Here is a 16,969-nt window from a genome sequence, read left to right as displayed (position 1 = left end):
CCGAAAGCGCGCGGGTGCAGGGCCGGCGCGCCGGCAGGCCCTGCTCGGTTGAGGCTTGAAAAGCCGGGTAGACAAATACACATGAGCAACCGAAACATGCCACTTTATGACCGGCGGCGGCAGCAAAGCCGCAGAAAGACGCCGGGCGTATGCCAACGCAACAAACTTCGATCAAAAAAGTCCACTCCACATGAGCAACCGAAACATGCCACCTCACCCCAAAAACCATCAAAAACAAAATGTTATCTGAATACCCTCAGCGCCTGCTGCAACCTCTCCACCTGATGCTTCATCCGCGTCGCGGAGACCGCACTCTCCTGCACCTGCTCGGCATTCTGCTGGGTGATGCGCTCCAGCTCCTTCACCGCTTTGCCCACTTCAGATAATCCGACACCCTGCTCGGCGGTGGCAGCGCTGATGCGCCCGATAAGCGTGGTCACATTCCCTACCTGGCTTACAATGTCATCCATCGTCGTCCCGGCATCATGCACCTGGCCGGAACCGGCCATCACTTTGCCGACGCTGGCGTCAATCAGGCTCTTGATCTCGCTCGCCGCCGTGGCGCTGCGCTGCGCCAGCCCCCGCACCTCACCGGCGACCACCGCGAACCCTTTGCCCTGCTCACCGGCGCGCGCCGCTTCTACCGCCGCATTCAGCGCCAGGATATTGGTCTGGAAGGCGATGCTGTCGATCACGCTGGTAATGGTGCCGATCTTCTTGGCACTGAGGGCGATCTCATCCATCATCCGTACGATCTCCTCCATCGATTCCCCACCCTTCTCTGCCGCCGTGCTGGCCGTACTGGAAAGCTGATTGGCTTCGGTGGCGGTGGCCGTATTGCTCTGTACCGTCGCCGTCATCTGGTTCATGGCGGCCGACGTCTGCTCCACGTTCGCGGCGGTCTGGTCAGTGCGGCGGCTCAGCTCCTCGTTGCCCTGCGCCAGAACATCGCTGGCATTACGCACCGTCATCACCTGGTTGCTGACATCATCCACCAGCCAGCGGAACATCACCCCCATCTGCCCAATGGCGCGCAATGTCATGCCGATTTCATCAACCCGGTCGAGGTGGTCCACCCGGTAACTCGCGCCGGTCGCCACGTCTTTCGCCTGGCGGCACACCTGCGCCAATGGCCGGGCCACCTGCACGTTGAGCCAGGCGGCCGCCAGCGCCAGCAACAGCACCATTCCGGCGGTGAAGCCGCCGAGGGCCGGCCCGCCCAGCCCCAGCGCGGCAGCCCCCATCACACTTAACGGCAACAGCGCCAGCAGCGGCGACCAGAGCCGCCAGCGCAGCGGCAGGGTTTTCATCAGCGACCGCCAGCGGCCCAGGCCGGTCACCAGCAACACGCCCTTGTGCAGGCGGCGGTTCTTCAACGTGCCGTCACGCATTTTCTGATAGATGGCGGAGGCGGCCTGCACTTCCTGATCGCTGGGTTTGATGCGCACGGACATATAGCCAAGCAACGTGCCGTTGCGGATCACCGGGTTCACGTTGGCCCGCACCCAATAGTGATCGCCGTTCTTGCAGCGGTTCTTGACCAGCCCCGTCCAGGGCTCGCCCTGCCTGAGCGTGGCCCACATGTCGGCAAAGGCTTCCGGCGGCATATCCGGGTGGCGCACCAGATTATGCGGCGCCCCGGTCAGCTCTTCGGCACTGAACCCGCTGATATCAATAAAGGCATCATTGGCATACAGAATATTGCTGTTGAGATCGGTGGTGGACATGAGCGTCGCATCATCGGAAAAATGGAACGGGGTCTGAGTAACCGGCTGATTATTGCGCATGGTGAATTCCTGATCTCTATTTCACTGAATAAAACGGGCGAATTTCCTTAATAAAACAGCTTGTTTTTCGGCAAAGGTCATAAAAACTTTAGGGATAAAAAAGAGTATTTCCGATAAACCGGTTTATTACGCAAAATGGATAATTACTGATTAAATAACCCGCACCTGCGCATTAAAAAAACATAGGGCGTTGAATTATCAGCCGGGTGCCAAAGACCAGGCCATGCCCCGCCTGCGTGGGATGCCTCCGCGTGCAGGCACTTTTCATCGGGAAAGCGGGTAGTGAACGCATAAAAAGAAACCGGGGTAGCCGCGTAATGCGTGTTGCCCGCCGCCCTTATTTTTTATTTGCGCCTTACTTTTTTACGGCAGTTTCACGCAACAGCCGGATAATATCGCCCGGTACGTAATGACTATTATCCCTTCGGTATTATGCCGCGACCAAAAGCGGCATTGGCCCGTTCATGCTTCCTTGCCGGAAAATAGCCTTTCCGGTATCTCCCGCGTTAACCTCGCCTGCCGAAAAAATAAAAGAAAATTTCACCGCCGGGAATTTCCTCATCATTTACGCCTATTTAAGCGGTTTGCCTTTCCGATTTGCCCTGTTGCGCCCCTTCTCCTACCTTTTACACACTGCCCAGCGCGCACTGCGCTGTACGTGCCCTTTTATCGCTGACGTATTGTGTCGGCTGTCTGGAGAACCCATGTCATCTACCCCGTTTGAGAACCTGAACCTGTTGCCGATTGCCGGTGAATGGCGTGAAGGCCGCCACGCGCAGTCCCTGAATGTGACCAACCCCTATGACGGCAGCACGCTGCTGACCATCAAGCAGGCTAACCGTGACGATCTGGATGCCGCCTACCAGCGCGCGGCAAAGGCGCAACGTGACTGGGCAGCGACCGGCCCGGCGCAGCGTGCTGCGGTGATGCTGCGCGCGGCGGAGATCATCACCGCCCGGCGGGAAGAGATTATCGGCTGGCTTGTCCGCGAGTCGGGCAGTACCCGCATTAAAGCGGAGATTGAGTGGAACGCCGCGCGCGGCATCACGCTGGAGGCGGCCTCCTTCCCGTCACGCGTACACGGGCGCATTGTGCAGTCCAATATTCCCGGCAAAGAGAACCGCATCTACCGGGAAGCGCTCGGCGTGGTGGGCGTCATCAGCCCGTGGAATTTCCCGTTCCACCTGACCCAGCGCTCGCTTGCCCCGGCGCTGGCGCTCGGCAACGCGGTGGTGGTAAAACCGGCCAGTGACACCCCGGTGACCGGCGGCCTGCTGCTGGCGCGGATTTTCGAAGAGGCCGGGCTGCCGGCGGGCCTGCTGAGCGTGGTGGTCGGGCCGGGCGCAGAGATAGGTGACGCCTTTGTTGAGCACCCGGTGCCGGCACTGATCTCCTTTACCGGCTCCACGCCGGTCGGGCTGAACATTGGTGGGCTGGCGAGCGGCGGCAAGCACCTGAAACATGTGGCGCTGGAGCTGGGCGGCAATAACCCGTTCGTGGTGCTGGCCGATGCCGACCTCGATCGCGCGGTGAACGCCGCCATCATGGGCAAGTTCCTGCATCAGGGGCAGATCTGTATGGCGGTTAACCGCATCATTGTGGAAGATGACCTGTATGACGCCTTTATCGAACGTTTTGTGGAACGGGCGAAAAGCCTGAACGTAGGCGATCCGGCGCAGGCAGACACGGTGATCGGCCCTGTGGTAAACCAGAAACAGCTCGCGTCGTTAACCGGCAAAATCGCCCAGGCGAAAAACGAGGGCGCACGGCTGCTGCTGGCGGGCGAGATCCGCGGCAACCTGGTGCCGCCGCACATTTTTGCCGATGTCACGCCGGAGATGGAACTCTCCCGCGAAGAGATCTTTGGGCCGCTGGTGGGCATTCAGCGCGCCCGCGATGAGGAGCACGCGCTGCAACTGGCCAACGACTGCGAATATGGCCTCTCGAGCGCCGTGTTCAGCCGTGATACTGAGCGCGCCGTGCGCTTTGCCCGCCGTGTGCAGGCAGGCATGACCCATGTGAACGACATGTCAGTGAACGACGAGCCGCATGTGCCGTTCGGCGGCGAGAAGAACTCCGGGCTGGGTCGCTTTAACGGCGACTGGGCGATTGAAGAGTTCACCACTGACCACTGGGTCAGCGTGCAGCACACCCCGCGTGATTATCCGTTCTGATCCCGCCTGCTGAGCAGTAAAAAGCCCGCTGAACAGCGGGCTTTTTATTAGAGCATGTTAAAACAGGGCAAGAAATGCGGCGTTATCCCCCGCTATCTTCCCACGGGTTAAGCAGTGGGACACCCATTCCCTCAAAATCTTTAGTATTACGTGTCACCACGATCATGCCGTGCTGATGCGCAGTGGCCGCGATCAGTGCGTCATTTTCCGATCGTTTGTCCGGCACATGCAGACGGGCGGAATACAGGGCGACCCCCGTATCCACCGGCAAGCTACGATCGGCAAATTCTGCGAGTACCCGATCAAACCATACGCGCAAAATAGCCGCCTGTGTCGCATCCCGGCCTGCCAGCGAGAGGATGCCGCGCTCAATCTCCATGAGGGTGATGGTGGAAACAAACAGGTCACCGGCATCAACAGAACCTGCCCAGCGGGCCACGTTCGCATCGATTTTCAGCGTCCCTGCTTTGCGTAATTCAGAAACCACATTGGTATCCAGAAGATAACGCATCAGAAATCCACATCCCGGCTGACAATGTTCCCGCGTTCCGGTTCAAAATCGATGTCGCCCGCATTTGGCGTCGCCAACGCATCCAGTATGCTTCTGCGTGACCCAGACAGCTTTTTGAAGGCCTCATAGGTCAGCAGCACATGGGCCGGTTCGCCGCGGTCGGTAATATAAACCGGGCCTTCTTCGGCCGCTTTTTTTGCCCGGGAAATTTCCTGATTAAACGAACGGCTGGTCATGGTAGTAATCGGCATCGGCACCTCCGCACAAAATGTAGCAACATCACTACATTTTATGCCAGTGCAGCGGCAAATGCCAGGCGGCGTCCGGGCCTTTTGCCGCAGACGCCGCCCTTACCTCACTTCTTGTCCTTATGCGGCAGCACTTCGTTGATGAGCTGGCGGGCGGTGTCGGCAATCACCTGCCCGGCGCCGCGGTCGCCTTTCAGCATCGCGGAGGTGAAGCCCTTGGCCTGCTCCAGCGTCAGGTGCGGCGGGAACGGCGCGACTTCCGGGTCGGTTTTCACTTCCAGCACCACCGGGCGATCGGCGCTCAGCGCATCGGCCCAGGCGGCCTGCAATGAGTCCGGCTCATCCACAAAAATCCCCCGCAGCCCCAGCAGGTTGGCGAACTGGGCGTAGGGCACATCCGGCAGCGCCTGGCTGGTCGGGTAGCGCGGGTTGCCCTCCATCACCCGCTGCTCCCAGGTGACTTCGTTTAAATCCTCATTATTGAACACGCAGATGATCAGCCGCGGGTCATCCCAGCGCCGCCAGTATTTCTGGATGGTAATCAGCTCCGCCATGTTGTTCATCTGCATCGCGCCATCCCCCACCAGCGCCACGACCGGGCGATCCGGGTGGGCGAATTTGGCCGCGATGGCATACGGCACCGCCGCGCCCATTGACGCCAGCCCGCCGGAGAGCGAGGCGCGCTGCCCGGCCTTGGCCTGATAATCCCGTGCGAACCAGTTGGCGCAGGAGCCGGAGTCCGAGGTGACAATCGCATTGTTCGGCAGCAGCGGCGACATCTCCCACACCACGCGCTGCGGGTTCACCGGTTTGGCGGCGGCCATCGCGCGGTCACGCAGCGTCTCGCGCCACGTCTCCATCTCTTTGGCGAGGTTGTCCTGCCAGCGCCGGTCATCATTGTATTTGAGCAGCGGCAGCAGCGCGCGCAGGGTGGCGGCCGCGTCGCCGTGCAGGTTCACGTCCACCGGGTAGCGCAGCCCCAGCATCCCTGGGTCGATGTCGATCTGTACCGCCCTCGCCTGCCCATCCTTCGGCAGGAACTCCGCCCACGGGAACCCGGTGCCGATCATCAGTAACGTGTCACAACCGGACATCATGTCCGACGACGGTTTGGTGCCGAGCATCCCGATGGCACCGGTGACAAACGGCAGATCGTCCGGCAGCACATCTTTGCCGAGCAGCGCTTTGGCCACGCCCGCGCCCAGCGTCTCCGCGACATGGATCACCTCCGCTTCCGCACCGCGGGCGCCGGAACCAATCAGAATCGCGACTTTTTTGCCGTGGTTAAGCAGGTCAGCCGCCTGTTGCAGGTCAGCCTGCTGCGGCACCACCACCGGGCGGTGGTAACCGGCCCCGGAGCGGGTAAAGCCGTGCGCCTGCTGCGGCTCCTCCCAGGGTTCGTCCTGCACATCTTTCGGCAGCACCAGCACCGTCACGCCGTTATTGGCGATGGCGATGCGCACCCCGCGGTCAACCAGATGGCGCACCTGCGCCGGGGCAGCGGCCTCCTGCACGAAATCCGCCACGTCCATAAAGACGCGATCCAGGTTCAGCTCCTGCTGGTAGTGCGCGCCGCGCGCGGTGCTCTCCGCCTGCCCGACAATCGCCAGCACCGGCGCATGGTCCTGCTTCGCGTCATACAAGCCGGTGATCATATGGGTGGCCCCCGGCCCGCCGGTGGAGAGGCAGACGCCCAGCTCGCCGGTAAATTTGGCGTGCGCCGTGGCCATAAAGGCCGCCATCTCTTCATGGCGCACCTGGATAAAGTCGATCCCCTCGCCTTTTTTCTCTGCCCGCTGCAAGGCACCCAGCACCCCGTTAATGCCGTCACCGGGGTAGCCATAAATGCGCGTCACGCCCCATGCTTTCAGGCGTTCCACAAAAAAGTCGCTTGTCATCTTCGCCATCGCCGTTCCTCCTGTTATGGCGTCTCCACGCGGGCCGTTGCCCGCCAGCCTGCATTAACCATAGTTTATTTGGCGAAGGGTGCAGGTAAGGAGGATAGCCGGGAGAGGGAGTGTGGAGACATTTACCGCGTGCCCGCGCACATTATTCGCGCGCCCGTCTTGTTTACTTTTTATGCCTTATTAAAATAAGGGCGGAAAAAAGACCATTTTAAGGAGTGAAAAATGGGTGCAACGGCCATTTTTGCCAATCATGTTGCTTCAATCACCGAACTGAAGAAGAACCCTTCTGCCACGGTCGCCTCTGCGGAGGGCCAGCCGGTGGCGATCATGAACCACAGTAAAACCGCGTTTTACTGTGTGCCTGCCCCGCTGTTTGAAATGATGATGGATATTATTGATGAGCGGGAATTAGCCAAACGCGTGCGTGACCGGCTTCATGAAGAAGAGATTGAGGTCAACTGGGAGGATCTCTGAGTGCAACAGCCCAAAAAGGAATTCAGGACACGGCTTACGTTTAAAAAGAGTGCCAAAAAGGAGTGGGATACGCTGGGTGGTAATGTTCGCGAAAAGTTTAAAAAATTGCTGCTTAAGAGGGCCGTTTCACGGGATGCCCTGATGCCGAAAAAACACCAGCTGTCAGGCGTAGATCACTGTTTTAAAATAAAACTCAGGCAGGACGGTTATCGACTGATCTATCAGGTTACCGAGCATGAGGGCGGAGACATCACGGTCACTATCACGGTCGTGACCGTTGATCGGCGGGAAGATGTGTATGAAGGGTTGAAGGCCAAACTGGGAAACCTTGATGCGCTGTTTGAGTCGCCACTGCTTGTGACACAGGAGGAAGAGGATGAATGACACAGGCCGGCACACTGTTTTGCGTATCGCGCGCCCGGTCACTGAGCTGGCGGCACGCAGCCGCCTTTATCAGGCCGGGCTGGGGCTGGAAGAATTAGGCGGGTTCACTGACCATCAGGGGTTCAGCGGCGTGATGCTTGGCTACCCTGGCGCGGCGTGGCATCTGGAGTTTACCCATTGCCCGGCGCACCCGGTCAGCCCGGCTGCCACCGCCGAAGATTTACTGGTGCTTTACCTGCCTGATGAGGGCGAATGGGCCGCCCGCTGCCGGGCAATGGCAGAGGCCGGGTTCCGGCTGACAGCCGCCTTCAACCCCTACTGGGACAGCGCCGGCCGCACCTTCCTCGACCCGGACGGCTACCGCACAGTGATTCAGCGCCAGCACTGCCCGGTGGCGTAATGCCGAAAGCATCTCCCCCGGTTTCCCTTTTCCCCCGCAGCGGCCATACTTTCTGGCTGGGGCGTTTTTCAATCAACGGGATAGCGGAATGCAGAGTCTTGATCTTACGGTGGTGCAGCAGGCGGCGCGCTGGATAGGCACGCAACCGGTGTGGCTGTGTACGGTGCTGTCGACGTTTGGCTCATCGCCGCGTTCGCCGGGTGCGCTGATGGCGGCCACCGCGGACGGGCACTACAGCGGGTCGCTGTCGGGCGGCTGCGTAGAAGAGGATTTCATCGCCCGGTTGCGGGCCGGGGCATTCCGGCAGGCGAGCCAGGTGGTGCGCTATGGGGACGGCGGGCTGACGCCCAACCGCGCGCTGCCGTGCGGCGGCGTGCTGGATATTTTAATCGAATACCTGCCGTGCAACGACGCCAGCGCGGACTATCTGGCGCGGCTCGGCCGGGCGCTGGGCGGCCACGGCGCGCTGGTGAAACAGCTGACGCTGCCCGCAGCCTGCCACGCACTCACCGCAGACATCGGCGCAGGCAGCACCCATGTGGCGCGTGACGGCGACCATCTTACGCTGCATGTTGCCGCCGCGCCGCGGCTGGTGGTCGCCGGGCTGTCGCCGGTGGCGGTCTACTGCGCCGGATTTGCGGTGGCGCTGGGGTTTGAAACCGTGGTGTGTGAACCGCGGGAGGAGGAGCTGGAGAACCTGCTGCCGCAACTCCCGGAGGGCGTGATCATCGAGCGGCAGTTCCCGGCGAAATTTATCGAGCAACAGGGGTGCCACGCCCACACGGCCGTGGTGGCGCTGACGCACGACCCGCGCATGGATGACCTGACGCTGATGGAGGCGGTGCAGACCCCGGCGTTTTACATCGGCGCGATGGGGTCGATGAAAAACAGCCGGCAGCGGCGTGAGCGGTTGCAGCGCATCGGCGGGTTGACAGAGGCAGAGCTGGCGCGGGTACATGCGCCGATTGGGATGGATCTCGGCAGCAAAACCCCGGCCGAAATTGCGTTGGCGGTGATGGCCGATGTGGTGGCGCATAAAAACCGCCGTCAGATGGCGTAGCGAAAAGCGCTGCGCCGCGCGGCGGCCATAAAAAAGGCGCGCCGCATAGGCGCGCCTCAGGTTCAGAGCCGAAGAATCAGATCAGTTTATCCAGGGTAATCGGCAATTCGCGGATGCGCTTGCCGGTAGCGTGGTAAACGGCATTGCTGACCGCCGCCGCCACGCCGACAATCCCGACTTCACCCACAGTTTTACCGCCCAGCGTACTGGCCTGATAGTCCGGCTCACCGACGTTGATTACCTGAATCTCCGGGATATCGGCATTCACCGCCATCAGGTAGTCCGCGAGGTTGGCGTTGAGGATGCGCCCGTCACGCGCGTCGATCATCCCCTCCTCCAGCAGCGCCTGCCCGATGCCCATCACAATGCCGCCAATCCACTGGCTTTTGGCCAGCGTCGGGTTGTAGAGCCGCCCGCAGTCAAAGGCACTCACCACCCGCTTGACGCGCACGGTGCCGAAATCCTCATCCACCGCCACCTCCACAAAGTGCGCACACCAGCTGTGCGCGCCTTTGGTGCTCTCCATCATGCTGGCCGTCTGGTCGGCGGTATCGCGGTCTTTTTCACTGGCATCCGCCTTGAAGGTGTCCTGATGCACCACCAGTTGATCGCGATCCGCCAGTTTCAGCAGCTCAGCAAAGGTGATGCTTTTCCCGTTGGCGCGCACCTCGCCCCCGGCCAGGATGGCGGTGTCACGCGAGGCACCAAACAGCGGCGAATCCGGCTCTGTCACCGCCAGCCCCAGCAGCATCTCCCGCGCGGCACCGGCGGTTTTATGCACCGCCGCGGTCAGCAGGTTAGCCAGCTGGGAGCCGCCCGCCACCGGCGCACGCGGCAGCGCGGTGTCCCCCAGCGACACGCGGATGTCGGAAGACGGCACGCCCAGCACCTCGGCCGCCGTCTGCGCCAGAATGGTGTAGGTACCGGTGCCGATGTCCGCGCCGCTGCTCTGCACCTCAATCTGCCCCTGGCGGTCGATGATGACCCGCGCCTCACCCGGCGTGGTGTGCACCGGGTAGGTGCCGGACGCCATGCCCCAGCCGATCAGCTCCCGGCCGCGGCGCATCGAGCGCGGTGCCGGGTTACGCTGCGCCCAGCCAAACGCCTCGGCGGCGGCGCTGTACGCCTCGCGCAGGCGGCGGCTGGTCCACGGCACCTTCTCCGCCTGATCCTGGTCGACCCAGTTACGCAGCCGCAGTTCCAGCGGGTCGAGTTCTAACGCCTCCGCCAGCTCGTCCATCGCAATTTCCAGCGCGTAGGTGCTGGGGTTTTCGCCCGGCGCCCGCATCCAGCCGGGGTTCACGGTGTGAACGCGTACCAGCCGGTGGCGCGAGAAGAAGTGCTCGGTGCCGTACATCAGCGGCGTCACGGAGTTGCACGGCTCCTGGTGGGTGTCCTCGATCGCCGTCTCGTTCCAGCTGTCATGCACAATCGACAGCAGCCGCCCCTCCGGCGTCGCGCCGAGTGACAGCGCCTGCCGGGTGCGCGGCCGCCCGCCGTAACCGGTAAAGGTCTGCGGCCGGGTCAGGATCACTTTCACCGGGCGGCCAAGGGTGCGCGTGGCGAGGCAGGCCAGTGCCACATGGCCGTGCGGCGCGCCTTTGGAGCCGAACCCGCCGCCGACATAGGGCGAAATCACGCGGACCTGATCGATGCCCAGCCCGAACCATTCGGCGATGCTGTGGCGCGCGCCGCCGGCCCACTGGCTCGGCTCCCAGACGGTCAGCAGGTCATCCTGCCACTGGGCGATGCAGCCATGCAGCTCAATCGGTGAGTTGTATTCCCGCGGGGTGGTGTAAACGCCGTGCACCCGCACCGGTGCCTCCGCCATCGCGCGGTGGGCGTCGCCCCACTCCACGTCAAGGTCTTCTACCGGCTCCGGCTGCGCCTGCGGGTCTTGTGGGTTGATCAGCGCCGGTTCCGGGGCGTACTCCGCCTTCACCCGCGTGGCGGCCTCGGTGGCCTGCTCCAGCGTTTCCGCCACCACCAGCGCGATGTGCTGGCCGTTCCAGCGCACCACGTCGCTCTGCAACGGCACATAAGTCGCGGCCGCCGAGCCGCCGCCGCTGAACGGGGTGCCGGGGTTGAGTTTCAGCCCGTCCTGGTGGGTGTAGACTGCCACCACGCCGGGGCACTGTTTCGCCTCGTCCGTCTCAATGGCGGTGATGCGGCCATGCGGCACCGTGGCGTTCACCACTACGCCGAACAGCATATCCTCCGGCTGGAACTCCGCGGCGTAGCGCGCCTGCCCCTGCACTTTCAGCCGCCCTTCGAGGCGTTCCCGCCCCTCGCCCAGCCCCTGTAACGGCGGCAGCGGGGCCAGCGGCGTGGAGAACGGCGGCGTCAGGGTGTCACTGGCGCTGGTCTGCGGTGGGCGCTGCGTCTGGTCAGTTGGGGTCGTCATGCGAGGCCTCCGGCAATCATCAGGGCGCGGGCAATCACGCGCGGAAGAAGGGTGATCTTATAACCGTTGTGCGCGTGGGCGACCGCATCCTGCGTAATCACCTCTGCCGCGGCGCGCAGCGTCTCTTCATCAAACGGCTGCCCGCGCAACGCCTGCTCCACCTCGCGGGCGCGCCACGGGACGGTGGCAACACCGCCCACGGCGATGTGCACCTCAGCCACGGTGCCGTCTTTCGCCAGATCCAGCCCCACGGCGGCGCTGGCGGCGGCAAATTCATAGGAGGCGCGGTCACGCACTTTGAGGTAATGGGAGCGTTTAAGCGCCGGGGTGACCGGGATCTCAATGGCGGTGATCAGCTCGCCGGGCGCCAGATCGTGCTCCAGATCGGGGCGGTCGCCGGGCTGCCAGAAGAAGGTGGCGATCGGCGTCTGGCGGCTGCTGCCGTCCGGCGCGCGCAGGTGCAGCACCGCATCAAACGCCGTCAGCGCCACCGCCAGATCGCCGGGATAGGTGGCGATGCAGTGCGCGCTGGTGCCGAGCACCGCATGGTTGCGGTTCAGGCCGTCCAGCGCGGCACAGCCGGAGCCGGGGTTGCGTTTGTTGCAGGCGTCATAGCCTTGCGGGTCACGGAAGTAGCTGCACCGGGTGCGCTGCAACAGGTTGCCGCCCAGCGTCGCCATGTTGCGCAATTGCGCCGAGGCGGCGAGCGCCAGGCTGTCCGCCAGCGCCGGGGCGGTGGCGCGGATCTGCGGGTGATCGGCTACCCGGCTCATCTTCGCCAGGCTGCCGAGCAGGATGCGCTCACCGGTGACATGAATCGCGTCCAGCCCCGGCAGGTGGGTGATGTCCACCAGCCGCTCCGGCCGTTCGACCTCACACTTCATCAGATCGAGCTGGGTGGTGCCGCCCGCCAGAAAGCGGCTGCCGCTGCCGCTCGCCTGCTGCTGGGCGGTGGCGACATCGGTGGCACGCTGGTAGTCAAACGCTTTCATGGGCGGCTCCCTGCAGGTGGTGGGCGGCTTCGCGCACGGCGGCCACAATGTGGGTGTAAGCACCACACCGGCAGAGGTTACCGCTCATGTATTCGCGGATCTCCTCGTCAGACCCGGCATGGCCCTCGCGGATGCAGGCCACGGCTGACATGATCTGCCCCGGCGTGCAGTAGCCGCACTGGAAGGCATCATGCGCCAGGAACGCCTGCTGAACCGCATGCAGGGTGCCGTCCGGGGCGGCCAGCCCCTCAATGGTGGTAATCTCTGCGCCGTCGGCCTGTGCGGCCAGCGTCAGGCAGCTGAGCACCCGCTCGCCGTTGACGTGCACGGTGCACGCGCCGCATTGCCCCTGATCGCAGCCTTTTTTGGCGCCGGTAAGTGAGGTGTGCTCGCGCAGGGCGTCGAGCAGCGTGACGCGTGAATCCAGCGTCATCGGGGGCGTCTCTTGTCCGTTAATCCTGAGCCGCAAGGTCTGTTGCTGTGCCATGGTGATCTCCTGGACGAAAGGGGTAAAAGAGGCGGCAGAAGCACGCTGCCGCACTGAAAATAGCCCATTAAGTATTGCGCCTATTCGCCAGAGAGCCAGCCCGGCGTGCCAGGTTGCGGATTTTGCGCACAATTTCCTCCCGGCAAAGCGGCAACCGGCGCACTATACTCAACGGTTTACCCCCTGACTAAGGAGCCGGACATGGCACAGCCAGACCAGACCAAACGCCGCCACTACACCCTCTATTTCGCAGACAACCACATTCTGGCGCGCAACAGCGACCAGCACCTGATTGACCTCGGCACAGTGGAGCAGCGCGACGGGGGGTTCCACTATCTGCTGGACGGTGACAACAGCGAGGGCCACGACCTGCCCACCGCCAATGCGGTGCTGGAGGATGTGGAACGCAACCTGACGTTCCTGTTCCTTGACGGCCAGTTCACCAGCCTGCCGGATCTCAGTGACGACTATGGCGAGGCGGTGGAGACGGCCCCGGCGCGCGAGATTGCGCTCGATGAGCTGGCCACCGGGCTGGACCCGGCCTGAGCATGGGAGCTGTCCGGCGGCTGGCCGCCCTTTCTGATATTCACGGCAACCTGGCCGCGCTGGAGGCGGTGCTGGCAGACATCGCCGGGCAGGCGGTAGACGCGGTGGTAAACCTGGGTGATTGTCTCTCCGGCGCGCTGCAACCGGCAGAGACCGCCGACCGCCTGATGGCGCTAAGCTTGCCGACCATTAAGGGCAACCATGAGCGGCAATTGCTGACCGGCACCCCGGAGACGCTGGGCCTCTCTGACCAGCACGCCCACCGCGCATTGCGTGCAGAACATTGGGCGTGGCTGGAGAGTTTGCCGGCAGAGCTGACGCTGGATGGCGACATCCGGCTGGTGCACGGCGTGCCCGGCGACGATCTCATCTATTTTCTGGAGGAGGTGACCGCTCAGGGCGTGCAGCCCGCCGCGATGGAACAGGTCATCGCCCGCGCGCAGGGCGTGGAGGCTTCCCTGATCCTGTGCGGCCATACCCATTTGCCGCGCCGGGTAGAGCTGCCGGATGGGCGGTTGATCGTGAATCCCGGCAGTGTGGGGTTGCAGGCGTATGAGGATGACCACCCGTTCCCACACCAGATGGAAGCCGGTTCCCCCTATGCACGTTATGCCCTGCTTGAACGTAACGCGCATGGCTGGCAGGTGGAATTCCGGCAGGTAGCGTATAACTGGGAACAGGCGGCAGCGCTGGCCGCGGCCCACCAGCGGCCGGACTGGGTCACGCCGCTGCTCACCGGACGGATGCAGGCGGGCGGCTGAACGGCTGCCCTCTTACATCCGCTTACAGTTTACGCGTCGTTTTTTTGCCCGCCTTGCGTTTTATTTAACACATCTTTAACAGAAGCCGGGCTGCACGCCGGGTTTCCGCAGATGCATACAAGGCGTTATGACCCCACCGCGCAAACGTTTTATCCTGAATTTTCTTTTTGGGCTGGTGCTGTTCTCACTGGTTAACCTGACGTTGTTCAGCCATCGCCCCCATCCCGTGCTGCATGCGCTGATCACAGCGCTGTTTTTTGCGGGGCTGGTGGCGTGGGTCACCGGCCCGTGGGGCGCGCGGCTGGGGCAATGGCTCAGGAAAATTTTGTTTTCAAGGAAAAGGAGACACCATGAACGATAAGGCCCGCCGGCTGAAAACCAGCCTCACCCTGTTGCAGTTGTTTATCGCGATTGTGCTGATTGGCCACTCTTCACTGCGCCTCAGCGCCCCGGATACCCGCTACGTTGACCTGTTAATCTGCCTGCTGGCCTGGGTCGGCACGGCCACCGCGCTGAAGGCGGTATGGCGTGCCTGGTGCTGGTATCAGGGGCGTGAAACCGCGCTTTAGTTCATCCTGACCTGTTTCTGCGCCTCCAGAAAACCGGGGCGGTTGCGTTCGCCTGTGCCGGCAACACATTGAGGTAGATATCCTGCTGCTGGAACCAGCTGGTGCTGAGCCAGCCGTGGTAGCCGGTGAGGGTTTCCGCCACTTCATCAATGATTTCGCCAAAGGTCACATGCAGGTGCGCCGGGGCATCCGGCGGGCTGCCGACCGGCTCTGCCTGCGCTGGGAGTACAACCGCTTTTAAGCAAGTCAATAATGCAGTCAATCTGATGCCTTCTTGAGTCTTTCAGGCATACAACACATTTACTATAAAAGCATTTAATTATCGGGCATCCTGCTTGTGTTCATTATGCCTGCGCGTAGCAGAGATAAATACAACCCCCTACCTTAGCACTCTTTTGCATCCACCTAGAAAAACAGAATAAATTTGACCACGATCAACCAGCCCCTCTGTAGTGATTGTAGAGGGATTCCATCAGACATATTGTTGACCACACCGTCCCACTCTAAAAAACCATCTTCACTATCACTCTCTGCACGCAATAAAAACAGAAAGAAACTTTAGCATCGGTAAAATAAAATTTTAAAAGCAAAGGATAATAACCTATAGGAATAGTTCATGTATCACAGCAGTGACGTTATTCGCCAGATGCAGGCGAGAAAAATAATTTCGCAAAAGTTAGATAATGCATTTACTGGAGTATGGAATCAGGTGCAAAATCAGATAGGCATGATTGGCGATGGAAGTAAGCGGTTATTCTATTACACATCATGTTTTACCCAAGATTATCAGGATGTCTGCGTAAATCAAAAGATGGAAGACATTCGATTCAGAAAAGGGGTTTATCACCTTATCAAGAACAGAAATAGCATTTCTGAAATGGTAAGACTCTATATTGAGTTGCTGCTAAAAAACCGGACACCCATGCAACTCGACCATATCAAACGTTTATTGATGAAAGCAAACATTCATATTGCCGCCAGTACACTCACTACCCAAACGTTTGCACTGGGCGTCACCATGACCGTTTGCCTGGGGCTGGATGTCCGGCTACCGGTAAGCCGCGGTATAGGTGGCTTTGCAGGGGCGGCCGCGGGAGGATTAGGCATTTATGGGATTATTCAGGGAGCCGCTGACAGCGCCCGGCGACTGCAAATACTCTGTCCTGAATATTATTCTCTATTGTATATGTACGAATTAGAGATGATGTATTTCTTACTTGAACCCTTTTTTATGCGTTCTGGCGCACTGGAATTACAGGATTTAGCTGATAACAATGTTGCTGACGCCATTATTAACCTGGTAAGACAAAGATGATGAACTTCCTGAAGAAATGGGTGAAATCACAGACGCAGTATTTTTTCTGGACGTATATTCCCATTATCCTGACATTTATATTTTCCATGTTTATGGCGTATTATTTCCCCGAGAGCAGTTTCCTCGCTATTGGGTTGTTCTATCTGGCGACGCTGCTTTTAGCATTTTACATCTGGCATTAATAGTCAAAAGAGGTTTACCTATGTCAATACCGGCACATATTTGGTTTGAAGATGAAAATGGTTCGCCGATTGTAGGACCCTGCTTGCTTCCTAAAAGAGTAGGTTCAATTGAGATGCGATCTTTTTCTCATAATGTCAATATCCCTGTAGACCCACATCGTGGTAAACTCACAGGCACACGAATTCACACACCGGTTGTATTCCAAAAAGAAGCAGATCAAACTACGCCTATTCTTTTTCGGGCTTTATGCGAAGGTAGAAAATTAAAATCATCGACAATAAAAATGTATCGCATCCTTGATGCAGGCATTGAAATGGAATATTTAAACATTTTCCTTGAAAATGTCATAATAACAAGCATGTCACCACTTTTATATCCGAACAGCATGGCGGAAACCCATCTGGAAAATATTGAGTTACGCTATGAAAAAATCACATTGAAATATACCGAAGGGAATATTATGTATACGGACTCATGGAACGAGTACGCGATAGCGTAATTCATTTTACGCAGTGGGGGAGCAGGCGATACCTGGGATTGCCCCCTGTTCGCCGGCTCTCCGCCGGCGATGCGCCCCGGCTGCCCACAGGCTACCTGCCCGTTTTTTTTCGCGCCCCACGCCGGGCAGCACGTAGCAGGCGGTTAAACAACGGGCAGAGAAGATGGCTGGGTGCCGGGCAATGCTCACTCCTTGGCTGGCGCTTCCGGCCCCTACCGGCGAGGCAGGCGGCCTTACGTATGCTCATCGTTTTTCCTGTGTCCTTATG

General features: G+C 60.5%; 18 protein-coding genes and 1 pseudogene. 11 read left to right on the top strand and 8 right to left on the bottom strand.

The features are described 5' to 3' along the window. Positions 1–242 precede the first annotated feature (242 nt). Positions 243–1,787 carry a methyl-accepting chemotaxis protein gene (locus CYR52_RS14595; RefSeq protein ID WP_072928398.1) on the bottom strand — a complete coding sequence of 515 codons (1,545 nt, stop codon included), beginning with the start codon at positions 1,785–1,787 and terminating at the stop codon, positions 243–245. A gap of 704 nt (positions 1,788–2,491) precedes the next feature. On the opposite strand from CYR52_RS14595, the gene CYR52_RS14590 reads away from it, so the two are divergent. After that, complete coding sequence (locus tag CYR52_RS14590; RefSeq protein WP_101828831.1) at positions 2,492–3,961, top strand: aldehyde dehydrogenase family protein; 1,470 nt, start codon at positions 2,492–2,494, stop codon at positions 3,959–3,961. 82 nt (positions 3,962–4,043) lie between these two features. Here the strand turns inward: CYR52_RS14590 and CYR52_RS14585 are convergent, their stop codons facing one another. From CYR52_RS14585 to CYR52_RS14575, 3 genes are all read right to left on the bottom strand, one after another. Continuing rightward, on the bottom strand, positions 4,044–4,472 hold the full coding sequence (locus CYR52_RS14585) for a type II toxin-antitoxin system VapC family toxin (protein WP_072928396.1): 429 nt from the start codon (positions 4,470–4,472) through the stop codon (positions 4,044–4,046). Further along, a complete protein-coding gene (locus CYR52_RS14580) occupies positions 4,472–4,723 on the bottom strand; it encodes a type II toxin-antitoxin system prevent-host-death family antitoxin (RefSeq protein WP_101828830.1) in 252 nt (83 codons plus the stop codon). Before CYR52_RS14580 ends, CYR52_RS14585 begins: the two co-directional genes overlap by 1 nt. A gap of 104 nt (positions 4,724–4,827) precedes the next feature. Further along, positions 4,828–6,627 (bottom strand): thiamine pyrophosphate-requiring protein, encoded by a 1,800-nt coding sequence (locus tag CYR52_RS14575; RefSeq protein ID WP_072928394.1) that lies wholly within the window; start codon positions 6,625–6,627, stop codon positions 4,828–4,830. A gap of 222 nt (positions 6,628–6,849) precedes the next feature. Here CYR52_RS14575 and CYR52_RS14570 point away from each other — a divergent pair, with 222 nt between their 5' ends. The 4 genes from CYR52_RS14570 (at position 6,850) to CYR52_RS14555 (ending at position 8,945) form a co-directional block, all read left to right on the top strand. Then, positions 6,850–7,101: a type II toxin-antitoxin system Phd/YefM family antitoxin gene (locus CYR52_RS14570; protein ID WP_072928393.1), complete on the top strand. Its 252-nt coding sequence runs from the start codon at positions 6,850–6,852 to the stop codon at positions 7,099–7,101. Then, complete coding sequence (locus tag CYR52_RS14565) at positions 7,102–7,485, top strand: type II toxin-antitoxin system RelE family toxin (protein WP_101828829.1); 384 nt, start codon at positions 7,102–7,104, stop codon at positions 7,483–7,485. Beyond that, positions 7,478–7,885 carry a VOC family protein gene (locus CYR52_RS14560; RefSeq protein WP_072928391.1) on the top strand — a complete coding sequence of 136 codons (408 nt, stop codon included), beginning with the start codon at positions 7,478–7,480 and terminating at the stop codon, positions 7,883–7,885. The genes CYR52_RS14565 and CYR52_RS14560 overlap by 8 nt, the downstream gene beginning before the upstream one ends. A gap of 88 nt (positions 7,886–7,973) precedes the next feature. Beyond that, a complete protein-coding gene (locus CYR52_RS14555) occupies positions 7,974–8,945 on the top strand; it encodes an XdhC family protein (RefSeq protein ID WP_101828828.1) in 972 nt (323 codons plus the stop codon). A gap of 76 nt (positions 8,946–9,021) precedes the next feature. On the opposite strand, the gene CYR52_RS14550 is transcribed toward CYR52_RS14555, so the two are convergent. The 3 genes from CYR52_RS14550 to CYR52_RS14540 are packed head-to-tail and all read right to left on the bottom strand — an operon-like array spanning position 9,022 to position 12,828. After that, entirely contained in the window at positions 9,022–11,349 is a 2,328-nt protein-coding gene (locus tag CYR52_RS14550; protein WP_079205217.1) for a xanthine dehydrogenase family protein molybdopterin-binding subunit, read from the bottom strand. Then, positions 11,346–12,341, bottom strand: coding sequence for an FAD binding domain-containing protein (locus tag CYR52_RS14545; RefSeq protein WP_072928389.1), 996 nt, complete (start codon positions 12,339–12,341; stop codon positions 11,346–11,348). Before CYR52_RS14545 ends, CYR52_RS14550 begins: the two co-directional genes overlap by 4 nt. After that, positions 12,328–12,828 (bottom strand): (2Fe-2S)-binding protein, encoded by a 501-nt coding sequence (locus tag CYR52_RS14540; protein WP_072928388.1) that lies wholly within the window; start codon positions 12,826–12,828, stop codon positions 12,328–12,330. The genes CYR52_RS14545 and CYR52_RS14540 overlap by 14 nt, the downstream gene beginning before the upstream one ends. A 201-nt stretch (positions 12,829–13,029) precedes the next feature. Here CYR52_RS14540 and CYR52_RS14535 point away from each other — a divergent pair, with 201 nt between their 5' ends. The 4 genes from CYR52_RS14535 to CYR52_RS14520 all read left to right on the top strand — a co-directional run bounded on the left by CYR52_RS14535 (position 13,030) and on the right by CYR52_RS14520 (position 14,704). Then, positions 13,030–13,374 (top strand): hypothetical protein, encoded by a 345-nt coding sequence (locus CYR52_RS14535; protein WP_101828827.1) that lies wholly within the window; start codon positions 13,030–13,032, stop codon positions 13,372–13,374. Positions 13,375–13,376: 2 nt separating this feature from the next. Continuing rightward, positions 13,377–14,135, top strand: coding sequence for a metallophosphoesterase family protein (locus tag CYR52_RS14530; RefSeq protein WP_072928386.1), 759 nt, complete (start codon positions 13,377–13,379; stop codon positions 14,133–14,135). A 127-nt stretch (positions 14,136–14,262) separates the two neighbouring features. Beyond that, positions 14,263–14,496, top strand: a complete 234-nt coding sequence (locus tag CYR52_RS14525; RefSeq protein ID WP_072928385.1) for a hypothetical protein — start codon at positions 14,263–14,265, stop codon at positions 14,494–14,496. After that, positions 14,486–14,704, top strand: a complete 219-nt coding sequence (locus CYR52_RS14520) for a hypothetical protein (protein ID WP_101828826.1) — start codon at positions 14,486–14,488, stop codon at positions 14,702–14,704. Before CYR52_RS14525 ends, CYR52_RS14520 begins: the two co-directional genes overlap by 11 nt. Before the next feature lie 52 nt (positions 14,705–14,756). On the opposite strand, the pseudogene CYR52_RS22930 reads toward CYR52_RS14520, so the two are convergent. Next, positions 14,757–14,909 (bottom strand): annotated as a pseudogene (locus tag CYR52_RS22930) (hypothetical protein); the annotation flags it as partial. Positions 14,910–15,320: 411 nt separating this feature from the next. Between CYR52_RS22930 and CYR52_RS14510 the strand changes: the two are divergent. Then, the gene (locus CYR52_RS14510; protein WP_101828824.1) at positions 15,321–16,019 is read left to right on the top strand and encodes a hypothetical protein; all 699 of its coding nucleotides are present in this window, start codon (positions 15,321–15,323) and stop codon (positions 16,017–16,019) included. Between the two features lie 202 nt (positions 16,020–16,221). Next, positions 16,222–16,701 carry an Hcp family type VI secretion system effector gene (locus tag CYR52_RS14500; protein WP_101828822.1) on the top strand — a complete coding sequence of 160 codons (480 nt, stop codon included), beginning with the start codon at positions 16,222–16,224 and terminating at the stop codon, positions 16,699–16,701. Positions 16,702–16,969 lie beyond the last annotated feature (268 nt).

The sequence above is a fragment of the Chimaeribacter arupi genome, from assembly GCF_002858805.1.
Lineage (GTDB): Bacteria > Pseudomonadota > Gammaproteobacteria > Enterobacterales > Enterobacteriaceae > Chimaeribacter > Chimaeribacter arupi.
The sequence above is the reverse complement of the archived record's forward strand: the minus strand, read 5'-3'. Positions and strand labels throughout refer to the sequence as shown.